Here is a 20,959-nt window from a genome sequence, read left to right as displayed (position 1 = left end):
TGCAGGGCTGGGCGCCCTGCGGGCACAATCCCCGCATGAGCCACAGCCCTCTCTCCTCCTCCATCGCCGACCTGCGCAAGAGCTACGAGCGCGCCGAGCTCAGCGAGGACGCCTCCCACGCCGATCCCTTGCAGCAGTTCGACCAATGGCTGCGCGAAGCCATCGCTGCCCAGGTGCCCGAGCCCAACGCCATGACCGTGGCCACCGTGGGCAGCGACCTGCGTCCCAGCACCCGGGTGGTGCTCATCAAGGGCTATGACGCGCAGGGCATCGTCTGGTACACCAACTACGACAGCCGCAAGGGCCGCCAGCTGGCCGGCAACCCCTATGCCGCGCTGCAATTCCACTGGGTGGAGCTGGAGCGCGTGGTGCGCATCGAGGGCGTCGTGGAAAAGGTGAGCGACGAGGAAAGCGACACCTATTTCCACAGCCGCCCGCTGGACTCGCGCATCGGCGCCTGGGCAAGTCCGCAAAGCCAGGTCATCCCCAGCCGGGGTGTGCTGGTGGCCAACGCCGCCAAGTATGGCGCGCAGTTCCTGCTCAAGCCGCCCCGCCCGCCGCACTGGGGGGGCTTTCGCCTGCGGCCGGATCAGTGGGAGTTCTGGCAGGGCCGCAAGAGCCGCCTGCACGACCGGTTGCGCTACCGCCTGGAGGACGGCGCGTGGGAGCGCGAGCGGCTGGCGCCGTAAGCGCCCGGAAGACGCCCTGCTCCACGCGCGTCTTCGACGCATGTTCAATGCATGAAGAACTGCGCCAACACCAGCACCACCGGCAGCGTGATCAGCGCCAGCGCGGTGGACAGCGCGATGGCCGAGGACACCTCCTCCTGCATCACGCCATAGCGCTGCGTGAACAACAGCACATTCGCGCCCACCGGCATGGCCGCGGCGGTGAACATCACCGCGATCGCCGGGCCTGACAGCCCCAGCGCCCACGCCAGCGTCCCCAGCGTGGCGGGCAGCGCCAGGTTCTTGATCACCGCCACCCGCAACGCGCCGCGCCAGTGGTTGCCAATGCGTGTGTGCGCCAGCGCAATACCCACCAGCAGCAGCGCCATGGGCCCCAGCGCCGCCGCCAGCACCTGCAGTGGGCGGTCCAGCATCTCGGGCAGCTGCCAGCCTGTCTGCGCGAACAGCAGGCCCGCCAGGATCGGTAGCGGCACCGGGTGCACGATGCTGTTGCGCACGGCCTGCCACACGGTGTGCGCCATGGGGCGCGGCGCGGCGCTGCCGGTGCGCTGCTGCTCGCGCGCCTCGGCCAGCTCGAACACCATGGTGGCCGCCGTCAGCAGCACCAGCGAATGCAGGGACACCAGCGTGAACAGCGTCACCAGGCCCTGCGGCCCATACACCAGGCCCATGAGCGGCGCGCCGATCATCACCAGGTTGCTGAAGGTGTGCGCCAGCGCCCGCGCCGCCGCGGCCGTGGAGAACCGGCTGAACGCCAGCGTCAGCCCGAACAGCAGCGCCGCCGCGCTGAAGTACAGCAGCACGGGCTGAAAGTCCAGCTCTTGGAGCCGCACATGGCCCATGGTGCGAAACAGCAGCGCGGGCGTGAGCACCAGGAACACGATATTGGACAGATCTGGCACCGCCGTGGCGCGCACCCAGCCCACGCGGGCGGTGAGGTAGCCGATGCCGATGCACAGAATGACGGGAACCAGGGGAACAAGGATCGAGGACAGCAAGGTGGGCAGAGGGTCGAAGTGCCGGCGCGGCGCCGGGCGGCAAGTGTAGGGCCTGGGGATGCGGCGCGCTTGCACTCATGAATTAATAGCTGCCAGCGCTTGATGGACAAGCGCTGGAGGCCGAAAATACCCAAAACCCCTTGCCACCGCGGCGCAAAACCGGACCTGGGACAATATCGGCCCCCGCCCCGCTCCTTTATCTCGTCAGACCGCCCCGTCCTTCACCGTGCACGCTACGCCCTCCTCCATCGCCCACAGTCCCTGGCGCATGTCCGTCGCGCCGATGATGGACTGGACCGACAGGCACTGCCGCTACCTGCACCGCCTGCTGTCGCGCCACACGCTGCTCTACACCGAGATGGTGACCACCGGTGCGCTGGTGCACGGCGACGTGCAGCGCCATCTGCGCTTTGACGCGGCCGAGCACCCCGTGGCGCTGCAGTTGGGCGGCAGCGAGCCGGCCGACCTCGCGCACTGCGCCCGTCTGGGCGAGCAGTGGGGCTATGACGAGATCAATCTCAACTGCGGCTGTCCCAGCGAGCGTGTGCAGCGCGGCGCTTTCGGCGCCTGCCTGATGAACGAGCCGCAACTGGTCGCCGACTGCGTGAAAGCCATGGTGGACGTGGTCCAGGTCCCGGTCACCGTCAAGCACCGCATCGGGATCGACCAGAACGAAGACTACGGCTTCGTGCGCGACTTCGTGGGCATGGTGGCCGACGCGGGCTGCCGCGTGTTCATCGTGCATGCGCGCAATGCGTGGCTGAAGGGCCTGTCGCCCAAAGAGAACCGCGAGATTCCCCCGCTGCGCTACGACGTCGCGGCCCGGCTGAAAGCCGACTTCCCGCAACTGACCATCGCCATCAACGGGGGCTTTCAGACCGACGCCGCGGTGCTGGAGGAGCTGGCCCGGGTGGATGGCGTGATGGTGGGCCGCGAGGCCTACCACAACCCCTGGTGGCTGGCGCGCTGGGACGAGCAGTTCTTTGGCGCCGCGCCCGCCGCGCTCACGCGCGAGCAGGTCGAGGAAGACATGGTGGCCTACATGGAGCGCGAAGCCACCGCGCACGGCACGCACTGGTATGCGGTGGCGCGCCACATGCTGGGCCTGCGCAACGGACTGCCCGGCGCGCGACGCTGGCGCCAGGCGTGGAGCGACCACCGCTTGAAACACCTGCCCGCGCGCGAAGTGATGGCCCTGGCGCGCACCAAGCCGGGCGCCACCGCGCCCGATGCACTGCGCGCAAGCGCCGTGCAAGCCGGCGCCCTGCCAACGGAGCCGCTCAGCCTTTGAGGCCCGCCAGCCAGTCCCGCAACGGCTGCGGCAGCCCGAACAGATAGCCCTGCAGGCCATGGCAGTGGTGGGCGATGAGGAAGTCCGCCTGCTGCCGCGTCTCTACCCCCTCGGCCACCACGCGCAGGCGCAAGTGGCGCGCGACCGAAAGAATGGCCTGCACGATCGCCGCGTCGTTCGCGTCGGAGGGCGCGTCCTGCACGAAGCTGCGGTCGATCTTGAGTTCGTACAGCGGCAGGCGCTTCAGATACGCCAGGCTGGAGTAGCCGGTGCCGAAGTCATCGATGGAAAAGCGCACGCCCAGCGCCACCAGCTCATGCATGCGCCGGGCGGTGTCCTGCCAGTTCTCCACCAGCAGGCTTTCCGTGACCTCCAGCGTGAGCAGCGCCGCGGGCGCGCCCGTGCTGTGCAGCGCCGCGCGCACCTGCTCCACGAAGTCCGCCTGACGGAACTGGCGGGGGCTGACATTGACCGAGATCGACAGCGCCCGGCCCTGCTGGTGCAGTTCGGCCAGCGTGGCGCAGGCCCGCTGGATGACACGCGCACCCATGCGCACGATCAACCCCGCCTGTTCCGCCACCGGGATGAACTGCGCCGGCGGCACGAAGCCGCGCTGCGGATGCGGCCACCGCAGCAGCAGCTCCGCGCCGATGAGCTGGCCTGCGGCATCCACCTGCGGCTGCGCATAGGTCAGCAGCGCGTCGTTGTCGACCGCGCTCTTGAGGTCCTGCAGGAGCGCCAGGCGCTCCTGCGCTGCGGCGTGCATGTCCTGCTCAAAGAAGCACACCTGGTTGCGCCCCCGGTCCTTGGCACAGAACATGGCCGTGTCGGCCTCGCGCAGCAGGTCTTCCACGGCCTCACCGTTCTTGGGAAACAGCGTCACGCCGATGCTGCCGGTGCTGCCATAGTGCACCCCGCCCAGGTCATAGGGCGCATCCAGGCATTCGCGCAGCTGCTGGGCGCGCCGGCAGGCCTGCTCACGCGCAACGGAGGGGGTGTCGCCCAGCCGCGGCACCAGCAGGACGAATTCGTCGCTCCCCAGCCGTGCCACGGTCTCCTGCGGCCCGGCCGCGTCCTGCAGGCGCGCGGCGACCTGCACCAGCAGCCCGTCGCCCACACCGTGGCCGCGCGCGTCGTTGATCTCCTTGAAGTTGTCCAGGTCGATGTAGAACAGCGCGCCCATGCCCCCCTGCTGCTGGGCCGTGACCAGTGCATCCTGCAGGCGCTGCAGCAGCAGGCGGCGGTTGGGCAGGCCGGTGAGCGCGTCGAAATACGCGAGCCGGTACATGGCGGCCTCGGCCTCGTGGCGCCGCGTGACGTCGCGCGACAGCGCGATGAAGTGGCGCTGGCCCGGGCCGCCCCCGGTCTGCGGCGCACCGCCCTGCTTGCAGGCCACGGACAGCTCGAACCAATGCTGGCTGCCCCCGATGTCCAGGCTGTACTGCCGCCCTTCGGAATAACCGTACTCGGCCGCCTCGTCCAGCGCAGCCATGCATTCGGCGGCGGCAGCGGGCGGCAACACATCCCCCAGCGTGCGCCCCACCAGCGCCTGGGCGCGCGTGCCGATCAGGTCCGCGCGGGCGGACCGGTAGTGGTGGATGCCTCCCTGTGCGTCCACCTCGAACAGTAGATCGGGCACGGCATTGAGTGTGGCTTCCAGCTCATCGCGCGTGCGGCGCAACTCGCGCGTCATCTCGCGGGCCAGCGCCATGGCCCGCTGTCGCGCGTTCACCTGCTGCCCCACGAACCATCCCGCCAGCAGGCTGAAGGCGGCGCCCAGCAGGGCAACCAGATGGTGTGTGGATCCTCCGAAGCGCTGCTCGAATGAGGGCAGCGGGTACAGCACCAGCGTCCAGCGCCTGCCGCCTACGTCGTAGCTGCGCACGGCCTCCAGCCCGCCATTGACCGCGTGGGGTGCATAGTCCGTGCGCGACGCAAACACCAGCACCCCACCTGCCACCGAGGGGCCGTCATGGATGGCCAGCGCAAGGTCGCTGTCCAGCTCGCGCGCCAGGCCCTGGATTACGTCGTCCATGCGAAATGGCGCGGCCACCCAGCCTGCAATGTTCTGGCGGCGCTGGGCCAGAGTGTCCACGGCAGCGTGTCTGGCATACAGCGGCAGGTACATGACCAGGGAGCTGCCGGCATTCCCTTCGCGGCTGCCCAGCGGGCCCGACAGCGCCAGCGTCCCGGAGTCGCGCGCGCGCAGCAGCGCCTCGCGCCGCGCCGGCTGCAGCATGGCATCCTGTCCCAATTCCTGCTGGTTTTCCGGCGTTTGGGGTGCGATGTGCGTGATCAACGCCTGCCCCGTGCGCGCCCCGGTGGATTCCGCCACGCGCGACAGCAGCGCCACCCCCTGCAGGCCCGGGCGCGTCTGCGGCAGGTGCAAGGCCTCCACGTAGGCCTGGAATTCCTGCTGGTCGATGCTGTCGGAGCCTTCGTAGTAGCCCTTGGCGCCACGCAACACCATTTCGTAGGCGGCGATGCGGTCCGACAGGTTGGAAACCACGCGGTCCACGGACAAGGCGAAAGCCTGCAGCCGGCGCTCGTCCCGTGCGCGCTCCACACCCTGCCAGACCAGATAGGTGACGGCGAGCAGCAGCAGTGAAAGCACCACTGCTGCGATCATGCCCGGATGCCATGGGGCCCAGTGCTGTGCGAACCCCCTCGGGGCAGCCACCTCTTTATTCATGCGTTTCCAAGCGTCGCATAGCGACCGCCGCAACACAATAGGGAAGCGCCAGATTGCCGCGCCGCGCGGCCCGTCTGTGGGACGCGGCCTTGTCCTACCCCGCCGAGGGCCACCGCAGGCCCTTCCCTGCCCTACCATCCGTGGCTGTCCCTTGACCCCTGCGTCTGCCGTGCCCCTCCCCTCACCCACGACCCATCTCACCCCTGAGGAGTCCGCGTTCCACGCGTTCTATGCGCAGGAGCGCCCGGCGCTGGACCACGCCTGCGCGTTTTACATGGCGCTGCTGCAGTCGCTGCTGTCGCAGGCGCGCCACATCGACATTGCCAAGATCGAAGGGCGCGTGAAGGACCGCGATGAATGCCTGCGCAAGTTTTCGCGCAAGTACCGCGCGGCGCTGGAGGAAAGCGGGGCACCCTATGAAATCCGCCCCTACATCACCGACCTGATCGGCGTGCGCGTGGTCTGCCTGTACGAGGACGAGCTGGAGAAGGTGGCGCAGATCGTCCAGTCGCACTTCGACGTGATCGACGTGACCGACAAGGTCAGCGCCCTGGAGGGCACCGAGGCCTCTTTCGGCTACAAGGGCCTGCACCTGGACCTGCGGCTCAACGCCGTGCAGGCCGCCCTGCCCGAGAACGCCGCCTACGCGGCGCAGCCGTTCGAGCTACAGGTGCGCACCATCATCCAGGACGCGTGGAGCGTGCTGGACCACAAGATCAAGTACAAGAAGTCGATTCCGGCCGAACTCAAGCGCCGCATCAACGTGCTGTCCGCCCTGTTCGAACTGGCGGACCGCGAGTTCCGCCAGATCCGCGATGCCACCGATGCCGAACTGCTCTACGCACCCGACGAGACCACCGAGGCCGAGACCGAAGCCAGCCGAACGCCGGCGCCCGGCAGCGAGCTCAACGCCTTCACGTTCCTGAAGATTGCCCGCCATTTCTTCAAAGACGTGGAGTTCGACGCGCAGAAGGTGGACCTGTTCGTGGACGACATGCGCGCATGGTCACCGGGCATCACGCGTGCCCGCTTCAACACGCTGATGCGTGAAACGATTGCCACCGTCAAGCGCTACAAGCAGTTCTACGAGGCGCAGAACCCCGAGGGCAGCTTCAACCCCTTCACCGTGATCCGCCACTGCCTGTACCTGGGCGACCGGCAGGCGTTTCGCCGCGCGCTGCGCAACAGCTCGCGCGAAGCCTTCGAAGCGTGGTTGCAGGAAAATCCCACCCTGATATAAGTCAAATCGACCTCCAGCGCTTGTCCATCAAGCGCTGACAGCTATCAAAAGCATTGCATCAAGCCCGCCCGCCAATGTCGCGCGCGGGACACTGAATGCGTAGTTGCACGACACGCAAGCAAATGCAACTGCTGATATATTGCACTGCAACATAACTTGGTCCTGCCCCATGCTGTACACCCTCTACGAGACCCAGCGCTCCCTCATGGAGCCCTTCGCCGACCTGGCGCAGGCCGCCGCCAAGTTCTACAGCAACCCGCTGTGGCCGTTCAGCGAGACGCAACTGGCCCATCGCATCTCGGCGGGCTATGAACTGTTGTACCGCCTGGGCAAGGACTACGAGAAACCCGAGTTCGGCATCAGCACCGTGGACGTGGATGGCATGAGCGTGGCCATCCATGAGCGCGTGGACGTCGACAAGCCTTTCTGCGAACTGCGCCGCTTCAAGCGGTTTTCGGACGACCCGGCCACCTTGCTCAAGCTCAAGGGCCAGCCCGTGGTGCTGATCGTGGCGCCGTTGTCGGGCCACTACGCCACGCTGCTGCGCGACACCGTGCGCTCCATGCTGGAGAGCCACAAGGTCTACATCACCGACTGGAAGAACGCGCGCATGGTGCCGCTGCAGGAGGGCGAGTTCCACCTGGACGACTATGTGAACTACGTGCAGGAGTTCATCCGCTACCTGCAGGGCCAATACGGTAACTGCCATGTGATGAGCGTCTGCCAGCCCACCGTGCCGGTACTGGCCGCCGTCTCGCTGATGGCCAGCCGCGGTGAGACCACGCCACTGTCCATGACCATGATGGGCGGCCCCATCGATGCGCGCCGCTCACCCACGGCGGTGAACAACCTGGCCACCCAACACAGCTTGGAGTGGTTCGAGAACAACGTCATCTACCGCGTACCCAGCAAATTCCCCGGCGCCGGCCGCCGCGTGTACCCGGGCTTTCTGCAGCACATGGGCTTCGTGGCCATGAACCCGCACCGGCACGCCAGCAGCCACTACGATTACTTCAAGAACCTCATCAAGGGCGATGACGCCAGCGCCGAGGCCCACCGCAAGTTCTACGACGAATACAACGCCGTGCTCGACATGGATGCCGACTATTACCTGGAGACCATCAAGACCGTCTTCCAGGACTACAGCCTGGTCAACGGCACCTGGGACGTGCGCTCGCCGGACGGCGCGGTGGAGCGCGTGCGCCCCCAGGACATCACCCAGACCGCGCTGCTGACCATCGAAGGCGAGCTCGACGACATCTCCGGCTCCGGCCAGACCGAGGCGGCGCAGGATCTGTGCACCGGCATCGCCGCGGACCGGCGCAACCACCTCGAGGTGAAGGGCGCCGGCCACTACGGCATTTTCAGCGGCCGCCGCTGGCGCGAGCTGGTCTACCCGCAGGTGCGCGACTTCATCCGTGCCAACCAGTCCGCCCAGCCCACGTCACGCCCCCGCCGCGCACGCAGCGCCGCCTGACGCCGGCCATGACCTCCCCCGCAGCGCAGCAGGCGCTCGTCGAGCGCATTGACGCGGCCCTGCCCCAGACCCAGTGCACGCGCTGCGGCTACCCTGACTGCCAGTCCTATGCCCTTGCCATCGCACGGGGCGAGGCCGAGATCAACCAGTGCCCGCCCGGTGGGGCCCAGGGCGTTGCACGCCTGGCCGCCATCACTGGCCGGCCCGAGCTGCCGCTGAGCGCGGCCCATGGAACGGAGGTCCCGCGCGCCGTGGCGGTGATCGACGAGAACTGGTGCATCGGCTGCACGCTGTGCCTCAAGGCCTGCCCCACAGACGCCATCCTGGGCATCAACAAGCGCATGCACACCGTGATCGCGCCGCACTGCACGGGCTGCGAACTGTGCCTGCCCGCGTGCCCGGTGGATTGCATCCGCATGGAAAATGCCAGCGGCCAGGCCACTGGCTGGGCCGCATGGTCCGCCCCGCAGGCCGAGCAGGCGCGCGTGCGCTACCAGGCGCGGCAAGAGCGGCTGCAGCGCGAGGAGGCGCAGGCCGCCGCCACCGAACCCGTTCCTCCGGCGCCGGACAACGCGCCCGATCCCAAGCGCGCAGCCATTGCCGCGGCCCTGGCGCGCGCCCGCGCGCAGCGCGCCGACCGCGGCTGACGCCGCTGCGCCGGCAGCCCTACCGCTCACGACCGCAGCGGGCTATGGCAATACGGCGCGATAGGGCGACAGGCCTGCCGCATCAGGCCGCGAGCGACTTGTAGACGCCGCAGCCCAGATAGACATCTCCCGCGCGCTGCACGTAGGACATCTTGGTTTGCACCGCGCCCGTGGCCGGATTGGTGATGTCGTATTCCACCCAGCCCGGCGCGCGTTCGGCCTGGGCCACGATGGCGCTGACCAGCGCATCCCCGGCAATACCGGGAATGTCCTGCACCCGCGTTCCCACCTTGGCGGGATTGCCGCCAAAGGCCAGGTAGGTGCCGCCCGCATCGAGCGCAAACACGTACATGTCGCGGTCGTGGTAGGGCTGTGCGGGGTCGGTCAACGTGCGCAGAAAGGCGTCGCGCGGCAGGCCGCGCTGCACGGCCGCGGCGCGCTGCACCAGGGCCACGGCCTCCTCGGCCGTACCCTGCTGCAGACGAAACGCCAGCACCGCCCGGGACAGGGTGGACGCCCGGCTCTCCAGCGCCTGCGCCTCGCGCAGGGCATCGCTCACCATCTGGGCATTGCGCTGCGTGATCTGGTCCAGTTGCTGCACCGCGGTGCTGATCTCGCGCAGACCCGTGCCCTGTTCATTGACCGAGTGGGAGATTTCGCTCACATGCCCGGCCACGCCACGGATGCCTTGCGCCATGGCCGCAATGCCCTCACCGGCGGTGCGGATCAGCCCCGCGCTGCCCTCCACCTGCCGCACGGACGTGCCAATGAGGTCGCGGATCTCGCGCGCCGCCTCGGCCGAGCGGCCCGCCAGCGTGCGCACCTCGGCCGCCACCACGGCAAAACCCCGGCCCTGCTCGCCCGCGCGTGCCGCTTCCACGGCGGCATTCAGCGCCAGGATGTTGGTTTGGAAGGCGATGCCGTCGATCACCTGGATGATCTCGCCCATGCGACGGGCATCGTTCTGGATGCCCTGCACCGCCTCCACCGCCCGCGCCATCGCCTGGGTGCCCGCCTCAGCGGCTTGGCGCACCTCGCCGGCGCGCTGATCGGCCACGCTAGCCGCCTGCGCGTTGTTGTTCACGGCGGAAGACAGCTCCTCCACGCTGGCCGCGGTCTGCTCCAGGCTGGCGGCCTGTTGCTCGGTGCGGTCGGCCAGTTCGCGGTTGTCCGCCGCCAGGCTTTGACCCGCGTGCGCCACCAGCGCCGCGTTGCTGCGAATGTCGGCCACCATCGACGAGAGCGTGTACACCATGCGGTTGAGTTGCTCGCCCATGTGCGCCAGTTCATCGCGGCCGCGCACTTCGGCCCGGCTGCACAGGTCGCCCTGCGCCGTGCGCTCCATTACGCCGCCCAGCCGCCGCAGGTCGCCCGCCACACTGGCCTGGAAAGCCGTGGCCAGATAGGCGGTGGCCAGCACCGCCACGCCACACACGGCCCACGTGGCGCGCGGCCCCCACCCCTGCACCCCCGCCACGGCCAGCAGTGCCAACACGGCCACGCCTCCCAACAGGGCCAGCTTGGCCGAGAAACGCAGGCGCCGCATGAGCCCTACGCCAGGTCGCAGAATGAATGAAACCGTCATCGCTTTTGTCCCCCTCGATGGCTGAAATGTGCGCCCTGGCGCGTCGCACTGATGAATTGATGCCGTTTGTAACCAAATTTGACGGCTGTGTAGAGCGATCAAACCCTGTAGTTGTTTTTGGGAACGGGTGGCGGGGCCGCGCCCTGTGGCGCCCGGCCGCATCCCTGATAATCGCCCCCCTATGAATCCCCTGCTCTCCCTACTGCAGCCCTATCCGTTCGAGCGGCTGCGACAGCTTTTTGCGGGGGTGACGCCCTCGGCCGCACACCGCGCCATCAGCCTGGGCATCGGCGAGCCACGCCATGCAACGCCGCCGTTCATCCAGGAGGCCCTGGCCGCCAACCTGGCAGGCCTGGCCAGCTACCCCTCCACCGCCGGTGACCCCAGCCTGCGCGAAGCCTGTGCCGGCTGGATGCAGCGGCGCTACCGTATTCCCGTCGACCCCGCCACGCAGGTGCTGCCGGTGAACGGTTCGCGCGAGGCGTTGTTCGCATTCGCGCAAACCGTGGTGGACCCCACCCGCGCAGGCGCCACCGTGGTGTGCCCCAACCCGTTCTACCAAATCTATGAAGGCGCCACGCTGCTGGCCGGCGCCACGCCGTACTACGCCCCGAGCGATCCAGCGCGCAACTTTGCCGTGGACTGGGACAGCGTGCCCGAGGAGGTATGGCAGCGCACGCAACTGCTCTTCGTGTGCTCGCCCGGCAACCCCACGGGCGCCGTGATGCCCCTGCCCGAGTGGGAGAAGCTCTTCGCGCTGAGCGACCGTTACGGTTTCGTGATCGCCTCGGATGAGTGCTACAGCGAAATCTACTTCCGCGACGAGCCACCATTGGGCGGCATGGAGGCTGCAGCCAAGCTCGGACGCAGCGACTACCGCAACCTGATCGCCTTCACCAGCCTGTCCAAGCGCAGCAACGTGCCGGGCCTGCGCAGCGGCTTCGTGGCGGGCGACGCGGCACTCATCAAGGCGTTTTTGCTGTACCGCACCTACCACGGCAGTGCCATGGGGCCCGCCGTGCAGGCCGCCAGCGTGGCTGCCTGGAACGATGAGGTGCACGTGGAAGAAAACCGCGCCCTCTACCGCCAGAAGTTTGCCCAGGTCACGCCCATGCTCGCCGAGGTGATGGACGTGCGCCTGCCCGACGCGGGTTTCTACCTCTGGGCCAAGGTGCCTGACGCCCTGGGCATGAGCGATGCGGAGTTCGCCCAGGCCCTGCTGGCTCAATACAATGTCACGGTATTGCCGGGCAGCTATCTCGCCCGCGATTCCGGTGGCGCCAATCCCGGCGCCCAGCGCTTGCGCATGGCCCTTGTGGCCGAGACCGCGGAATGCGCCGAAGCGGCCTCGCGCATCGTGCAATTCATCCAATCCCGTACGTGATTCCATCCATGACCCAACAATTGCAGACCCTGATCGACAACGCCTGGGACAACCGCGCCAGCCTCTCGCCCTCCGCCGCGCCCAAGGAAGTGGTGGATGCCGTCGAGCATGTGATCGCCGAACTCAACAACGGCAGGCTGCGCGTGGCCACGCGCGAGGGCGTGGGCCAGTGGACCGTGCACCAGTGGATCAAGAAGGCCGTGCTGCTGTCGTTCCGCCTGAAGGACAACGAGCTCATGAAGGCCGGCGACCTGGGCTTCTTCGACAAGGTGCCCACCAAGTTCGCCCACCTGTCCGCCGACGAGATGGCCGCCACCGGCGTGCGCGTGGTGCCGCCGGCCGTGGCGCGCCGCGGCAGCTTCATCGCCAAGGGCGCGATCCTGATGCCCAGCTACGTGAACATCGGCGCCTATGTGGACGAAGGCACCATGGTGGACACCTGGGCCACCGTGGGCTCGTGCGCGCAGGTCGGAAAGAACGTGCACCTGTCCGGCGGCGTGGGGCTGGGCGGCGTGCTCGAGCCCCTGCAGGCCAACCCGACCATCATCGAGGACAACTGCTTCATCGGCGCGCGCTCCGAAGTCGTCGAGGGCGTGATCGTCGAAGAGAACTCGGTCATCAGCATGGGCGTGTACATCGGTCAGAGCACGCCGATCTACGACCGCACCACGGGCGAGACCACCTACGGCCGCGTGCCCGCAGGCTCCGTGGTGGTCAGCGGCAACCTGCCCAAGGACGGCGGCCGCTACAGCATGTACGCGGCCATCATCGTCAAGAAGGTGGACGCCAAGACCCGCTCCACCACCAGCCTGAACGACCTGCTGCGCGACTGAAGCTACGCCGCACCGGCACTGCACGCATACATAACCAGCACTGAGAGGGAACCAGCATGAGCACGATGGAGCGGATTCTGCGCCTGATGGCCGACAAGAAGGCATCCGATGTCTACCTGTCGGCCAACGCACCGGCGCTGATCAAGATCAACGGCGAATGCGTGCCGATCAACAGCCAGATCCTGCCGCCCGACGCGCCCAAGAACCTGCTGTCCGAGATCGTCCCCCCCGACCGCATCGAAGAGCTGGAAGAGACCGGTGAGCTCAACATGGGTGTGCCGCTCACCGGCGTGGGGCGCTTTCGCGTCAGCGCGATGCGCCAGCGCGGCACCTATGCGGTGGTGATCCGCTTCATCACGCAGAACATCCCGCAGTTGTCCACGCTGCACCTGCCGCCGGTGCTCAGCGAGCTGATCATGGAAAAGCGCGGCCTGATCCTGCTCGTGGGCGCCACGGGCTCGGGCAAGAGCACGACGCTGGCGGCGATGCTGGACGCGCGCAACGAGTCCATGACCGGCCACATCCTCACGGTGGAGGACCCGGTCGAATACCAGTTCAAGAACAAGAAGTCCATCGTCAACCAGCGGGAGATCGGCAGCGACACCCAGTCGCTGCAGACCGCGCTCAAGAACGCGCTGCGACAGGCGCCCGACGTGATCCTGATCGGCGAAATCCGTGACCGCGAGACCATGTCCGCCGCCATCGCCTACGCCCAGTCGGGCCACCTGTGCCTGGCCACGCTGCACGGCAACAACAGCTACCACGCCCTCAACCGCATCCTGTCGTTCTATCCCGTGGAGGTGCGCCCCACGATGCTGGGCGACCTGGCGTCCGCGCTCAAGGCCATCATCTCGCAGCGCCTGGTACGCACCACGACCGGCGAGCGCGTGCCCGCGGCGGAGGTCATGCTCAACACCAAGCTGGTGGCCGAGCTGGTGGAAAAGGGCGACTTCTCGGGGATCCGCGAGGCCATGGAAAAATCCATGGCCGAAGGCTCGCAGACCTTCGAGGAAGCGCTGGCCCACCTGATCCTGGAGGGCAAGATCGACCGCAAGGAAGGCCTGGCCTACGCCGATTCCCCCACCAACCTCATGTGGCGCCTGCAAAACGACTTCTCGGCTGCCGCGAAGTCGGCGCGCGCCGTCAACGACGCCGGCCAGCAGTCCGAGGACGATGCCCCCTCGTTCACCGAGATCGTGCTGGACGTCAAGCCCGCCTGAGCCCGTTTCGCGGCCGCTGCACGGCAGTGCGCCGCCTGTACCCATGTCCCCCACCCTGCTACTGACCGAACAGCTCATCGCCCGCCCCTCCGTCACGCCCGACGACGCGGGCTGCCTGGACTTGCTGGCCCGGCGCCTCGCTCCCTTGGGCTTTGCCTGCGAGCGACTGGACAGCGGGCCCGAGAACTTCCGCGTCAGCAATTTGTGGTCAAAACGCAGTGCAGCGCTCTCTGGACAAGCGCAAGCAGCTACCAAAACAGTAGTATTCGCCGGCCACACCGACGTGGTGCCCACGGGCCCCGTGGAGCAGTGGAGCAGCCCGCCGTTCACCCCCACACACCGGGACGGCCGCCTGTACGGCCGCGGCGCGAGTGACATGAAGGCCTCGATCGCCGCATTCGTTGTCGCGGTCGAGGAGTTCCTGGCCGCCACGCCCGACCCGCGCCTGGATATCGCGCTGCTGCTGACCAGCGACGAGGAAGGCCCCTCGGTGGACGGCACCAAGGTGGTCATTGAGCAGTTGCGCGCGCGCGGGGAGCGGCTGGACTGGTGCATCGTGGGCGAGCCTACCTCGGTCGAGCAGACCGGCGACATGATCAAGAACGGCCGCCGCGGCACGCTGTCCGGGCGGCTCACCGTGCGGGGGGTGCAGGGCCACATCGCCTACCCGCAGCTGGCGCGCAACCCCATCCATCAGGCCGTGCCCGCGCTCACCGAGCTCGCCGCCACCGTGTGGGATGAGGGCAACGCCTTCTTTCCGCCGACCAGCTGGCAGATGAGCAACATCCACGGCGGCACCGGTGCGACCAACGTGATCCCCGGCCAGGTGGTGATCGACTTCAACTTCCGCTTCAGCACCGAATCGACCGCCGAAGGGCTGCAGCAGCGCGTGCATGCGGTACTGGACCGCCACGGACTGGAATACGACCTGACCTGGACGCTGGGCGGCCAGCCCTTCCTGACCACGCCGGGCGAACTGGTGCAGGCGGTGCAGCAAGCCATCCGCGCGGAGACCGGCCTGGAAACCGAGCTGTCCACCACCGGCGGCACCAGCGACGGGCGCTTCATTGCCCAGATTTGCCCCCAGGTGATCGAGCTGGGCCCGCCCAACGCCAGCATCCACAAGATCGACGAGAACGTGCGCTTGGTCGACATCGAGCCGCTCAAGAACATCTACCGCCGCACGCTCGACCACCTCAACGCACTGGCGGGCGCATGACCGCGCAAGTGCACGGTGACACCGTCGGTGCGCTGGTCGCCAGCGGCGCCGCGCGCCTCACACAGGCCGGCGTGGCCTTCGGCCACGGCACCGCCAACGCACAGGACGAGGCCGCCTGGCTGGTGCTGTGGCGCCTGGGGCTGCCGCTGGACAGCGTGCTCGACGAGGGTGCTGAAGGTTCAGTGGCAAATCGGCCCGTAACGCCCGCCCATCAAGCGCTGGTAGCTACGCTTTTTGAAGAACGCATCGCCACGCGCAAGCCGGCTGCCTACCTCACGCGCGAGGCCTGGTTGCAGGGTGTGCCGTTCTACGTGGACGAGCGCGCCATCGTGCCGCGCAGCTTCATTGCCGAACTGCTGGCCGACGGCAGCATCGACGACTGGCTCAGCGACCAGACGCGCCACGTGCTCGACCTGTGCACCGGCAACGGCAGCCTGGCCGTGCTGGCGGCCATGGCATATCCCGACGTGCAGGTGACGGGCGCCGACCTCTCGCCCGACGCGTTGGCCGTAGCCCGCATCAACGTGGACCGGCACGGGCTGCAGGAGCGCATCACGCTGGTCGAGTCCGACGGCCTGGCCGCCCTGCCCGGCCCCTGGGACCTGATCCTGTGCAACCCGCCCTACGTCAACGCCGCCAGCATGGCCCAGCTGCCGCCCGAATACCGGGCCGAGCCCGAGCTGGCCCTGTCCGGCAATATCCGGGGCGGCAGCGACGGCATGGACTTCATTCGCCAGCTGTTGGCCGACGCCCCCGCGCGCATGAGCGAAGACGCCGTGCTGGTGCTGGAGATCGGCAACGAACGCGAACACTTCGAGGCCGCCTTTCCCGACCTGCCCGTGTTCTGGCTGGAGACCAGCGCCGGCAGCGACCAGGTGCTGCTGCTCACGCGCCAGGCCCTGCTCCCACTCGCTTCCGCAAAGTGACGGCGCCGGCCCGTCCGGCCCCCGCCCCGTCCATTGGTTTTGACCCATGATCACCCTGAAGAACGTCACGCTGCGCCGCAGCGCCAAGGTATTGCTCGACGGTGTCTCCGTCACCATCAACCCCGGGGAGCATGTCGGCCTGGTCGGGCGTAACGGCGCTGGCAAGTCCACGCTGTTCGCGCTGCTCAATGGTTCGCTGCACGAAGACGGCGGTGACTTCTTCCTGCCCGCGGCCTGGCGCATGGCCCAGGTGGCGCAGAACATGCCAGAGACGGACGAGTCTGCCACCGCCTTCGTGCTGGAGGGCGACACCCGCCTGACGGAGCTGCGCCAGGCGCTGCACACGGCCGAGCAGGCGGGTGATGGCATGGCCATCGCCCAGGCGCATTCCGACCTGGCAGACGCCGGTGCGCACGACGCGACCGCACGCGCGCAGGCGCTCATCCTGGGGCTGGGTTTTCAGGTGGCGGAGCTGGAGCGCCCGGTCAACAGCTTCTCCGGCGGCTGGCGCATGCGCCTGCAACTGGCGCGCGCGCTGATGTGCCCCAGCGACCTGCTGCTGCTGGACGAGCCCACCAACCACTTGGACCTGGACGCGCTGGTATGGCTGGAAGCGTGGCTGCAGCGCTACAACGGTACCTTGGTCGTCATCAGCCACGACCGCGAATTCCTCGACGCCGTGACCCAGGTCACGCTGCACATCGATAACGCGCGCCTGACCCGCTACGGCGGCAACTACAGCAAGTTCGAGGAGCTGCGCGCCCAGCAGCTGGAACTGCAGCAGTCGGCCTACGAGCGCCAGCAGGACAAGATCGCGCACCTGCAGAAATTCATCGATCGGTTCAAGGCCAAGGCCACCAAGGCCAAACAGGCACAAAGCCGCGTGAAGGCGCTGGAGCGCATGGAGAAGATCGCCCCCGTGCTGGCCTCGGCCGACTTCACCTTCGAGTTCAAGGAGCCGGCCAACCTGCCCAACCCGATGCTGGCCATCACCGACGCGTCCTTCGGTTATCGCGCCGAGGATGGCAGCGAGACCACCATCCTGCGCCACGTGAACCGCTCGGTACTGGCCGGCCAGCGCATCGGCATTTTGGGCGCCAACGGCCAGGGCAAGTCCACGCTGGTCAAGACCATCGCCCGCACCATGGCGCCGCTCTCCGGCACCCTGACCGAGGGCAAGGGCCTGTCGATCGGCTACTTCGCGCAGCAGGAGCTGGACGTGCTGCGCCCCGGCGATAACCCGCTGGAGCACATGGTGCGCCTGGCGCGCGAACTGGGTGCCCAGGCCCAGGAACCCAGCCGCGAGCAGGACCTGCGCAACTTCCTGGGCAGCTTCAACTTCAGCGGCGACATGGTGCACCAGGCCGTGGGCACCATGAGCGGCGGGGAGAAGGCCCGCCTGGTACTGGCCATGATCGTCTGGCAGCGTCCCAACCTGTTGCTGCTGGACGAGCCCACCAATCACCTGGACCTGGCCACGCGTGAGGCGCTGTCCATGGCGCTCAACGAGTTCGAGGGCACGGTGATGCTGGTCAGCCACGACCGGGCGCTGCTGCGCGCCGTGTGCGATGAGTTCTGGCTGGTGGGCCGGGGTGCCGTGGCGCCCTTCGACGGCGATCTGGACGATTACCAGCGCTACCTGCTTGAGGAGTCCAAACGCCTGCGCGAACTGGCCCGCGCAGCCGAGCAGGTGGTCGTTGCCGAGGCCGCGTCCCCAACCGCCACTGCCGCCCCTCCCCTGCGCGACGCCCGCGAACAGCGCCGCCAGGAAGCCCAGGCCCGCCAACAACTGGCCGAGAAAACCCGCCCCCTCAAGCGAGAGCTGGAAAAAATCGACCAGCGCCTGGAAGCCCTGAACCGGGAAAAAGCGCAGTTGGAAGAACGGCTCATGCAGCCGTTGCCCCCCGCGGAGATCGCGGAATGCGGACGGAGGCTCAAGGACTGCACCGAAGAGGTGACAGCCCTTGAGGAAAAGTGGCTGGATGTTTCCTCAGCGCTGGAGGAACTGGCGCGCTAAGGGCTACAGGTATTTTTGGTATATGTATAAAAACAGCCTCCAAGCCTTACGCATAAAGCGCAGACAGCTCCTTTTTCAGGAGTAAATTCCGGGGATATCCCGGGGTTGCATTTTTTTGCAGCGCACTGTCAACGCCCTCCCAGGGGGCCGCGTTGTGGGTACATCTAAGGAGTTTTCCCTATGACCATGACTGCAATCCTCTCTGCCTGGCCCGAAGACGAACGTGACCGCAAGCGCGCCCCGGCCCGCCTGTAAGCGTCCACTCGGCCTGTTCTGAAGGCCGTTCGTTGGAGGAATCGCCGCACTGCGCAATTCCAAGCCACTGCCAGGGCCCGCCGGGAGCTACCGGCCCCGATTCACACCGCCCACTTCAGGGTGGAGACAAAAAAGGAACGTGCTGCCACGTTCCTTTTGCATTTCAAGGCAGCCTTTTCCAGCTGCCGCTAGGTCAGCCCATGTGCAGGCCGCCGTTGACCGAGAAATCCGCCCCGGTGGCATAGCCGCCCTCTTCGGAGGCCAGCCACGAAATGATGGACGCGATCTCGCTGGGTTCGCCCAGGCGCTTCACGGGCACAGTGGCGACGATCTTTTCCAGCACATCTGGGCGGATCGCCTTGACCATGTCGGTGCCGATATAGCCGGGGCTCACGGTATTCACCGTCACGCCCTTGGTGGCCAGCTCCTGCGCCAGCGCCATCGAAAAACCGTGCATGCCCGCCTTCGCCGCCGAGTAGTTGGTCTGGCCGGCCTGGCCTTTCTCGCCGTTCACGCTGCTGATGTTGATGATGCGGCCCCAGCCCTTGTCCACCATGTCTGCTACGACCTGCTTGGTCACGTTGAACATGCTGTTGAGGTTGGTTTCGATGACAGCGTCCCAGTCCTCGCGCGACATCTTGAGGAACATGCGGTCGCGCGTGATGCCGGCGTTGTTCACCAACACATCCACGCTGCCATGCTCGGCCTTGGCCTGGGTGAAGGCCTCCACCGTGGACTCCCAGTTGCCCACGTTCCCGACCGACGCGTAAAACGTATAGCCCAGCGCCTTTTGCTCGCCCAGCCACTTGTTGTAGTCGCGCGTGGGGCCGCACCCGGCGATGACCTTGAACCCGTCCCGGTGCAGACGCTGACAGATGGCCGTGCCGATGCCCCCCATACCCCCGGTGACGTACGCAACTTTCTGGCTCATGTGTGCTCCTTGGATGTGTCAAAAGTGAATCAGATCAGTGACCACTCTACCCAAGAATTACGACAATACCGAGGAGGAAAACACTGCGCCCCAGCATTATTGTTGCGGCGCAAAAAACCGGGCATCATCGCGTTTTTGCACTCCGTAGCCAGCCGTTGCCGCCTGCGCCGACAAAAAAGGCCGTACGGGCTTCCCCGTGCGGCCTTTTTGCATGCAGGGCACCCGTCCCAAAGGGTGCCGCGCCTTCAACGCTCCAGCGCCATGGACACGCCCATGCCTCCACCAATGCACAGGGCGGCCAGGCCCTTCCTGGCATCGCGGCGCTGCATTTCGTGCAGCAGGGTCACCAACACGCGGCAGCCAGAGGCACCGATGGGGTGACCGATGGCGATGGCACCGCCATTCACGTTGACCTTGGCGGGATCGATGCCGAGCTCCTTGTTCACCGCGCACGCCTGGGCAGCGAAGGCCTCGTTGAGTTCGAACAGGTCCACATCGCCCACGCTCCAGCCCGCGCGCTGCAGTGCCTTGCGGGATGCAGGCACCGGGCCCATGCCCATGGTGGCGGGGTCCAGTCCACTGGTGCCGTAGGCCGCAATGCGGGCCAGCGGTTGCAGGCCCAGGGCCGCAGCCTTGGTGGCACTCATCACCACCACGGCGGCCGCACCGTCATTGATGCCCGAGGCATTGCCCGCCGTGACCGAGCCGGCCTTGTCGAAGGCGGGGCGCAGGCCAGCCAGAGCTTCGGCACTGGTTTTGCGGTTGAGATATTCGTCTGCCGCGAATATGACGGGGCCGCCCTTCTTCTGCGCAAGTGTCACCGGCACGATCTCGTCCGTGAAGCGCCCTGCGTCCTGGGCGGCGGCGGCCTTTTGCTGGCTGGCCAGGGCCAGCGCATCCTGCATCTCGCGCGTGATGCCGTGCTGCCTGGCCACGTTCTCGGCCGTGATGCCCATGTGGTACTGGTTGTACACGTCCCACAGGCCGTCGACGATCATGGTGTCGACCAGCTTCCAGTCGCCCATGCGCTGGCCTTCGCGCGAGCCATTGAGCACGTGCGGTGCCAGGCTCATGTTCTCCTGGCCGCCAGCCACGACGATCTCGCTGTCGCCCGTCGCCACGGCCTGGGCGGCCAGCATCACGGCCTTGAGACCCGAGCCGCACACGGCGTTGATGGTGAGCGCGGGCGTCTCCTGGGCCAGCCCCGCCTTCATCATGGCCTGGCGGGCCGGGTTCTGGCCGCAGCCGGCCGCAAGCACCTGGCCCATGATGACCTCGCCCACCTGATCGGGAGCGACGCGGGCGCGTGCCAGCGCCTCGCGGATGACGATGGCGCCCAGATCGGTCGCGGGGGTCTTGGCCAGTGCGCCGCCAAACTTGCCCACGGGCGTGCGCACGGCGGAAACGATGACGATGTCTTCCATGGTGTGTCCTTTCGGGAGTGGCACCTGCCGGCTGCACGGCCGCAGGCCAGTAGCCATTGTCTGTCGGCCCGGTGTCAGGACTATTGCGTAGTCACCCCGCAGCCCGCCGCAACGCCGCCCCGGGAGCGTGC

At 67.4% G+C, this 20,959-nt stretch carries 16 protein-coding genes; 11 read left to right on the top strand and 5 right to left on the bottom strand.

Going from position 1 to position 20,959, the window contains the following annotated elements:
* The first annotated feature begins 35 nt into the window (after positions 1-35).
* The gene (gene pdxH, locus HND92_RS09360) at positions 36-689 is read left to right on the top strand and encodes a pyridoxamine 5'-phosphate oxidase (RefSeq protein ID WP_172206817.1); all 654 of its coding nucleotides are present in this window, start codon (positions 36-38) and stop codon (positions 687-689) included.
* 44 nt (positions 690-733) lie between these two features.
* On the opposite strand, the gene HND92_RS09355 is transcribed toward pdxH, so the two are convergent.
* Entirely contained in the window at positions 734-1,687 is a 954-nt protein-coding gene (locus HND92_RS09355) for an AEC family transporter (RefSeq protein ID WP_123676284.1), read from the bottom strand.
* Positions 1,688-1,913: 226 nt separating this feature from the next.
* On the opposite strand from HND92_RS09355, the gene dusA reads away from it, so the two are divergent.
* A complete protein-coding gene (gene dusA / locus HND92_RS09350; protein ID WP_172206816.1) occupies positions 1,914-2,978 on the top strand; it encodes a tRNA dihydrouridine(20/20a) synthase DusA in 1,065 nt (354 codons plus the stop codon).
* On the opposite strand, the gene HND92_RS09345 is transcribed toward dusA, so the two are convergent.
* Positions 2,968-5,607: an EAL domain-containing protein gene (locus tag HND92_RS09345; RefSeq protein ID WP_253940132.1), complete on the bottom strand. Its 2,640-nt coding sequence runs from the start codon at positions 5,605-5,607 to the stop codon at positions 2,968-2,970. The genes dusA and HND92_RS09345 overlap by 11 nt on opposite strands.
* A 232-nt stretch (positions 5,608-5,839) precedes the next feature.
* Between HND92_RS09345 and HND92_RS09340 the strand changes: the two genes are divergently transcribed.
* The 3 genes from HND92_RS09340 to HND92_RS09330 all read left to right on the top strand — a co-directional run bounded on the left by HND92_RS09340 (position 5,840) and on the right by HND92_RS09330 (position 9,034).
* Complete coding sequence (locus HND92_RS09340) at positions 5,840-6,910, top strand: GTP pyrophosphokinase family protein (protein ID WP_172206814.1); 1,071 nt, start codon at positions 5,840-5,842, stop codon at positions 6,908-6,910.
* A 169-nt stretch (positions 6,911-7,079) separates the two neighbouring features.
* Complete coding sequence (locus HND92_RS09335; RefSeq protein ID WP_172206813.1) at positions 7,080-8,387, top strand: polyhydroxyalkanoate depolymerase; 1,308 nt, start codon at positions 7,080-7,082, stop codon at positions 8,385-8,387.
* Positions 8,388-8,395: 8 nt separating this feature from the next.
* Positions 8,396-9,034 carry an RnfABCDGE type electron transport complex subunit B gene (locus HND92_RS09330; protein ID WP_172206812.1) on the top strand — a complete coding sequence of 213 codons (639 nt, stop codon included), beginning with the start codon at positions 8,396-8,398 and terminating at the stop codon, positions 9,032-9,034.
* 82 nt (positions 9,035-9,116) lie between these two features.
* On the opposite strand, the gene HND92_RS09325 is transcribed toward HND92_RS09330, so the two are convergent.
* A complete protein-coding gene (locus tag HND92_RS09325) occupies positions 9,117-10,580 on the bottom strand; it encodes a methyl-accepting chemotaxis protein (protein ID WP_015913410.1) in 1,464 nt (487 codons plus the stop codon).
* Positions 10,581-10,800: 220 nt separating this feature from the next.
* Between HND92_RS09325 and dapC the strand changes: the two genes are divergently transcribed.
* The 6 genes from dapC to HND92_RS09295 are packed head-to-tail and all read left to right on the top strand — an operon-like array spanning position 10,801 to position 18,218.
* Entirely contained in the window at positions 10,801-12,003 is a 1,203-nt protein-coding gene (gene dapC, locus HND92_RS09320) for a succinyldiaminopimelate transaminase (protein WP_172206811.1), read from the top strand.
* Positions 12,004-12,011: 8 nt separating this feature from the next.
* Positions 12,012-12,836, top strand: a complete 825-nt coding sequence (gene dapD / locus HND92_RS09315; protein ID WP_015913412.1) for a 2,3,4,5-tetrahydropyridine-2,6-dicarboxylate N-succinyltransferase — start codon at positions 12,012-12,014, stop codon at positions 12,834-12,836.
* 56 nt (positions 12,837-12,892) lie between these two features.
* A complete protein-coding gene (locus HND92_RS09310) occupies positions 12,893-14,056 on the top strand; it encodes a PilT/PilU family type 4a pilus ATPase (RefSeq protein ID WP_011805311.1) in 1,164 nt (387 codons plus the stop codon).
* Positions 14,057-14,099: 43 nt separating this feature from the next.
* Positions 14,100-15,275: a succinyl-diaminopimelate desuccinylase gene (dapE, locus tag HND92_RS09305; RefSeq protein ID WP_172206810.1), complete on the top strand. Its 1,176-nt coding sequence runs from the start codon at positions 14,100-14,102 to the stop codon at positions 15,273-15,275.
* Positions 15,272-16,201, top strand: a complete 930-nt coding sequence (prmB, locus tag HND92_RS09300) for a 50S ribosomal protein L3 N(5)-glutamine methyltransferase (RefSeq protein ID WP_172206809.1) — start codon at positions 15,272-15,274, stop codon at positions 16,199-16,201. The genes dapE and prmB overlap by 4 nt, the downstream gene beginning before the upstream one ends.
* Before the next feature lie 46 nt (positions 16,202-16,247).
* A complete protein-coding gene (locus HND92_RS09295; RefSeq protein WP_172206808.1) occupies positions 16,248-18,218 on the top strand; it encodes an ABC-F family ATP-binding cassette domain-containing protein in 1,971 nt (656 codons plus the stop codon).
* 448 nt (positions 18,219-18,666) lie between these two features.
* On the opposite strand, the gene phbB is transcribed toward HND92_RS09295, so the two are convergent.
* Positions 18,667-19,404 (bottom strand): acetoacetyl-CoA reductase, encoded by a 738-nt coding sequence (gene phbB, locus HND92_RS09290; RefSeq protein ID WP_015913416.1) that lies wholly within the window; start codon positions 19,402-19,404, stop codon positions 18,667-18,669.
* A 245-nt stretch (positions 19,405-19,649) separates the two neighbouring features.
* Positions 19,650-20,828 carry an acetyl-CoA C-acetyltransferase gene (locus tag HND92_RS09285; RefSeq protein WP_172206807.1) on the bottom strand — a complete coding sequence of 393 codons (1,179 nt, stop codon included), beginning with the start codon at positions 20,826-20,828 and terminating at the stop codon, positions 19,650-19,652.
* Positions 20,829-20,959: the final 131 nt, after the last annotated feature.

This window comes from Diaphorobacter sp. JS3050 (assembly GCF_013154915.1).
Lineage (GTDB): Bacteria > Pseudomonadota > Gammaproteobacteria > Burkholderiales > Burkholderiaceae_C > Diaphorobacter > Diaphorobacter nitroreducens.
Note: the sequence above shows the minus strand (reverse complement) of the source record. Positions and strands in the feature narration are given on the sequence as shown.

What these genes read in the sequence shown, in the direction of transcription:
- pdxH (WP_172206817.1), top strand. Translation starts at nt 36, where the DNA reads ATGAGCCACAGCCCTCTCTCCTCCTCCATCGCCGACCTGCGCAAGAGC.
- HND92_RS09345 (WP_253940132.1), bottom strand. Translation starts at nt 5,607, where the DNA reads ATGATCGCAGCAGTGGTGCTTTCACTGCTGCTGCTCGCCGTCACCTAT.
- HND92_RS09335 (WP_172206813.1), top strand. Translation starts at nt 7,080, where the DNA reads ATGCTGTACACCCTCTACGAGACCCAGCGCTCCCTCATGGAGCCCTTC.
- HND92_RS09330 (WP_172206812.1), top strand. Translation starts at nt 8,396, where the DNA reads ATGACCTCCCCCGCAGCGCAGCAGGCGCTCGTCGAGCGCATTGACGCG.
- HND92_RS09325 (WP_015913410.1), bottom strand. Translation starts at nt 10,580, where the DNA reads ATGCGGCGCCTGCGTTTCTCGGCCAAGCTGGCCCTGTTGGGAGGCGTG.
- dapC (WP_172206811.1), top strand. Translation starts at nt 10,801, where the DNA reads ATGAATCCCCTGCTCTCCCTACTGCAGCCCTATCCGTTCGAGCGGCTG.
- dapD (WP_015913412.1), top strand. Translation starts at nt 12,012, where the DNA reads ATGACCCAACAATTGCAGACCCTGATCGACAACGCCTGGGACAACCGC.
- HND92_RS09310 (WP_011805311.1), top strand. Translation starts at nt 12,893, where the DNA reads ATGAGCACGATGGAGCGGATTCTGCGCCTGATGGCCGACAAGAAGGCA.
- dapE (WP_172206810.1), top strand. Translation starts at nt 14,100, where the DNA reads ATGTCCCCCACCCTGCTACTGACCGAACAGCTCATCGCCCGCCCCTCC.
- prmB (WP_172206809.1), top strand. Translation starts at nt 15,272, where the DNA reads ATGACCGCGCAAGTGCACGGTGACACCGTCGGTGCGCTGGTCGCCAGC.
- HND92_RS09295 (WP_172206808.1), top strand. Translation starts at nt 16,248, where the DNA reads ATGATCACCCTGAAGAACGTCACGCTGCGCCGCAGCGCCAAGGTATTG.
- phbB (WP_015913416.1), bottom strand. Translation starts at nt 19,404, where the DNA reads ATGAGCCAGAAAGTTGCGTACGTCACCGGGGGTATGGGGGGCATCGGC.
- HND92_RS09285 (WP_172206807.1), bottom strand. Translation starts at nt 20,828, where the DNA reads ATGGAAGACATCGTCATCGTTTCCGCCGTGCGCACGCCCGTGGGCAAG.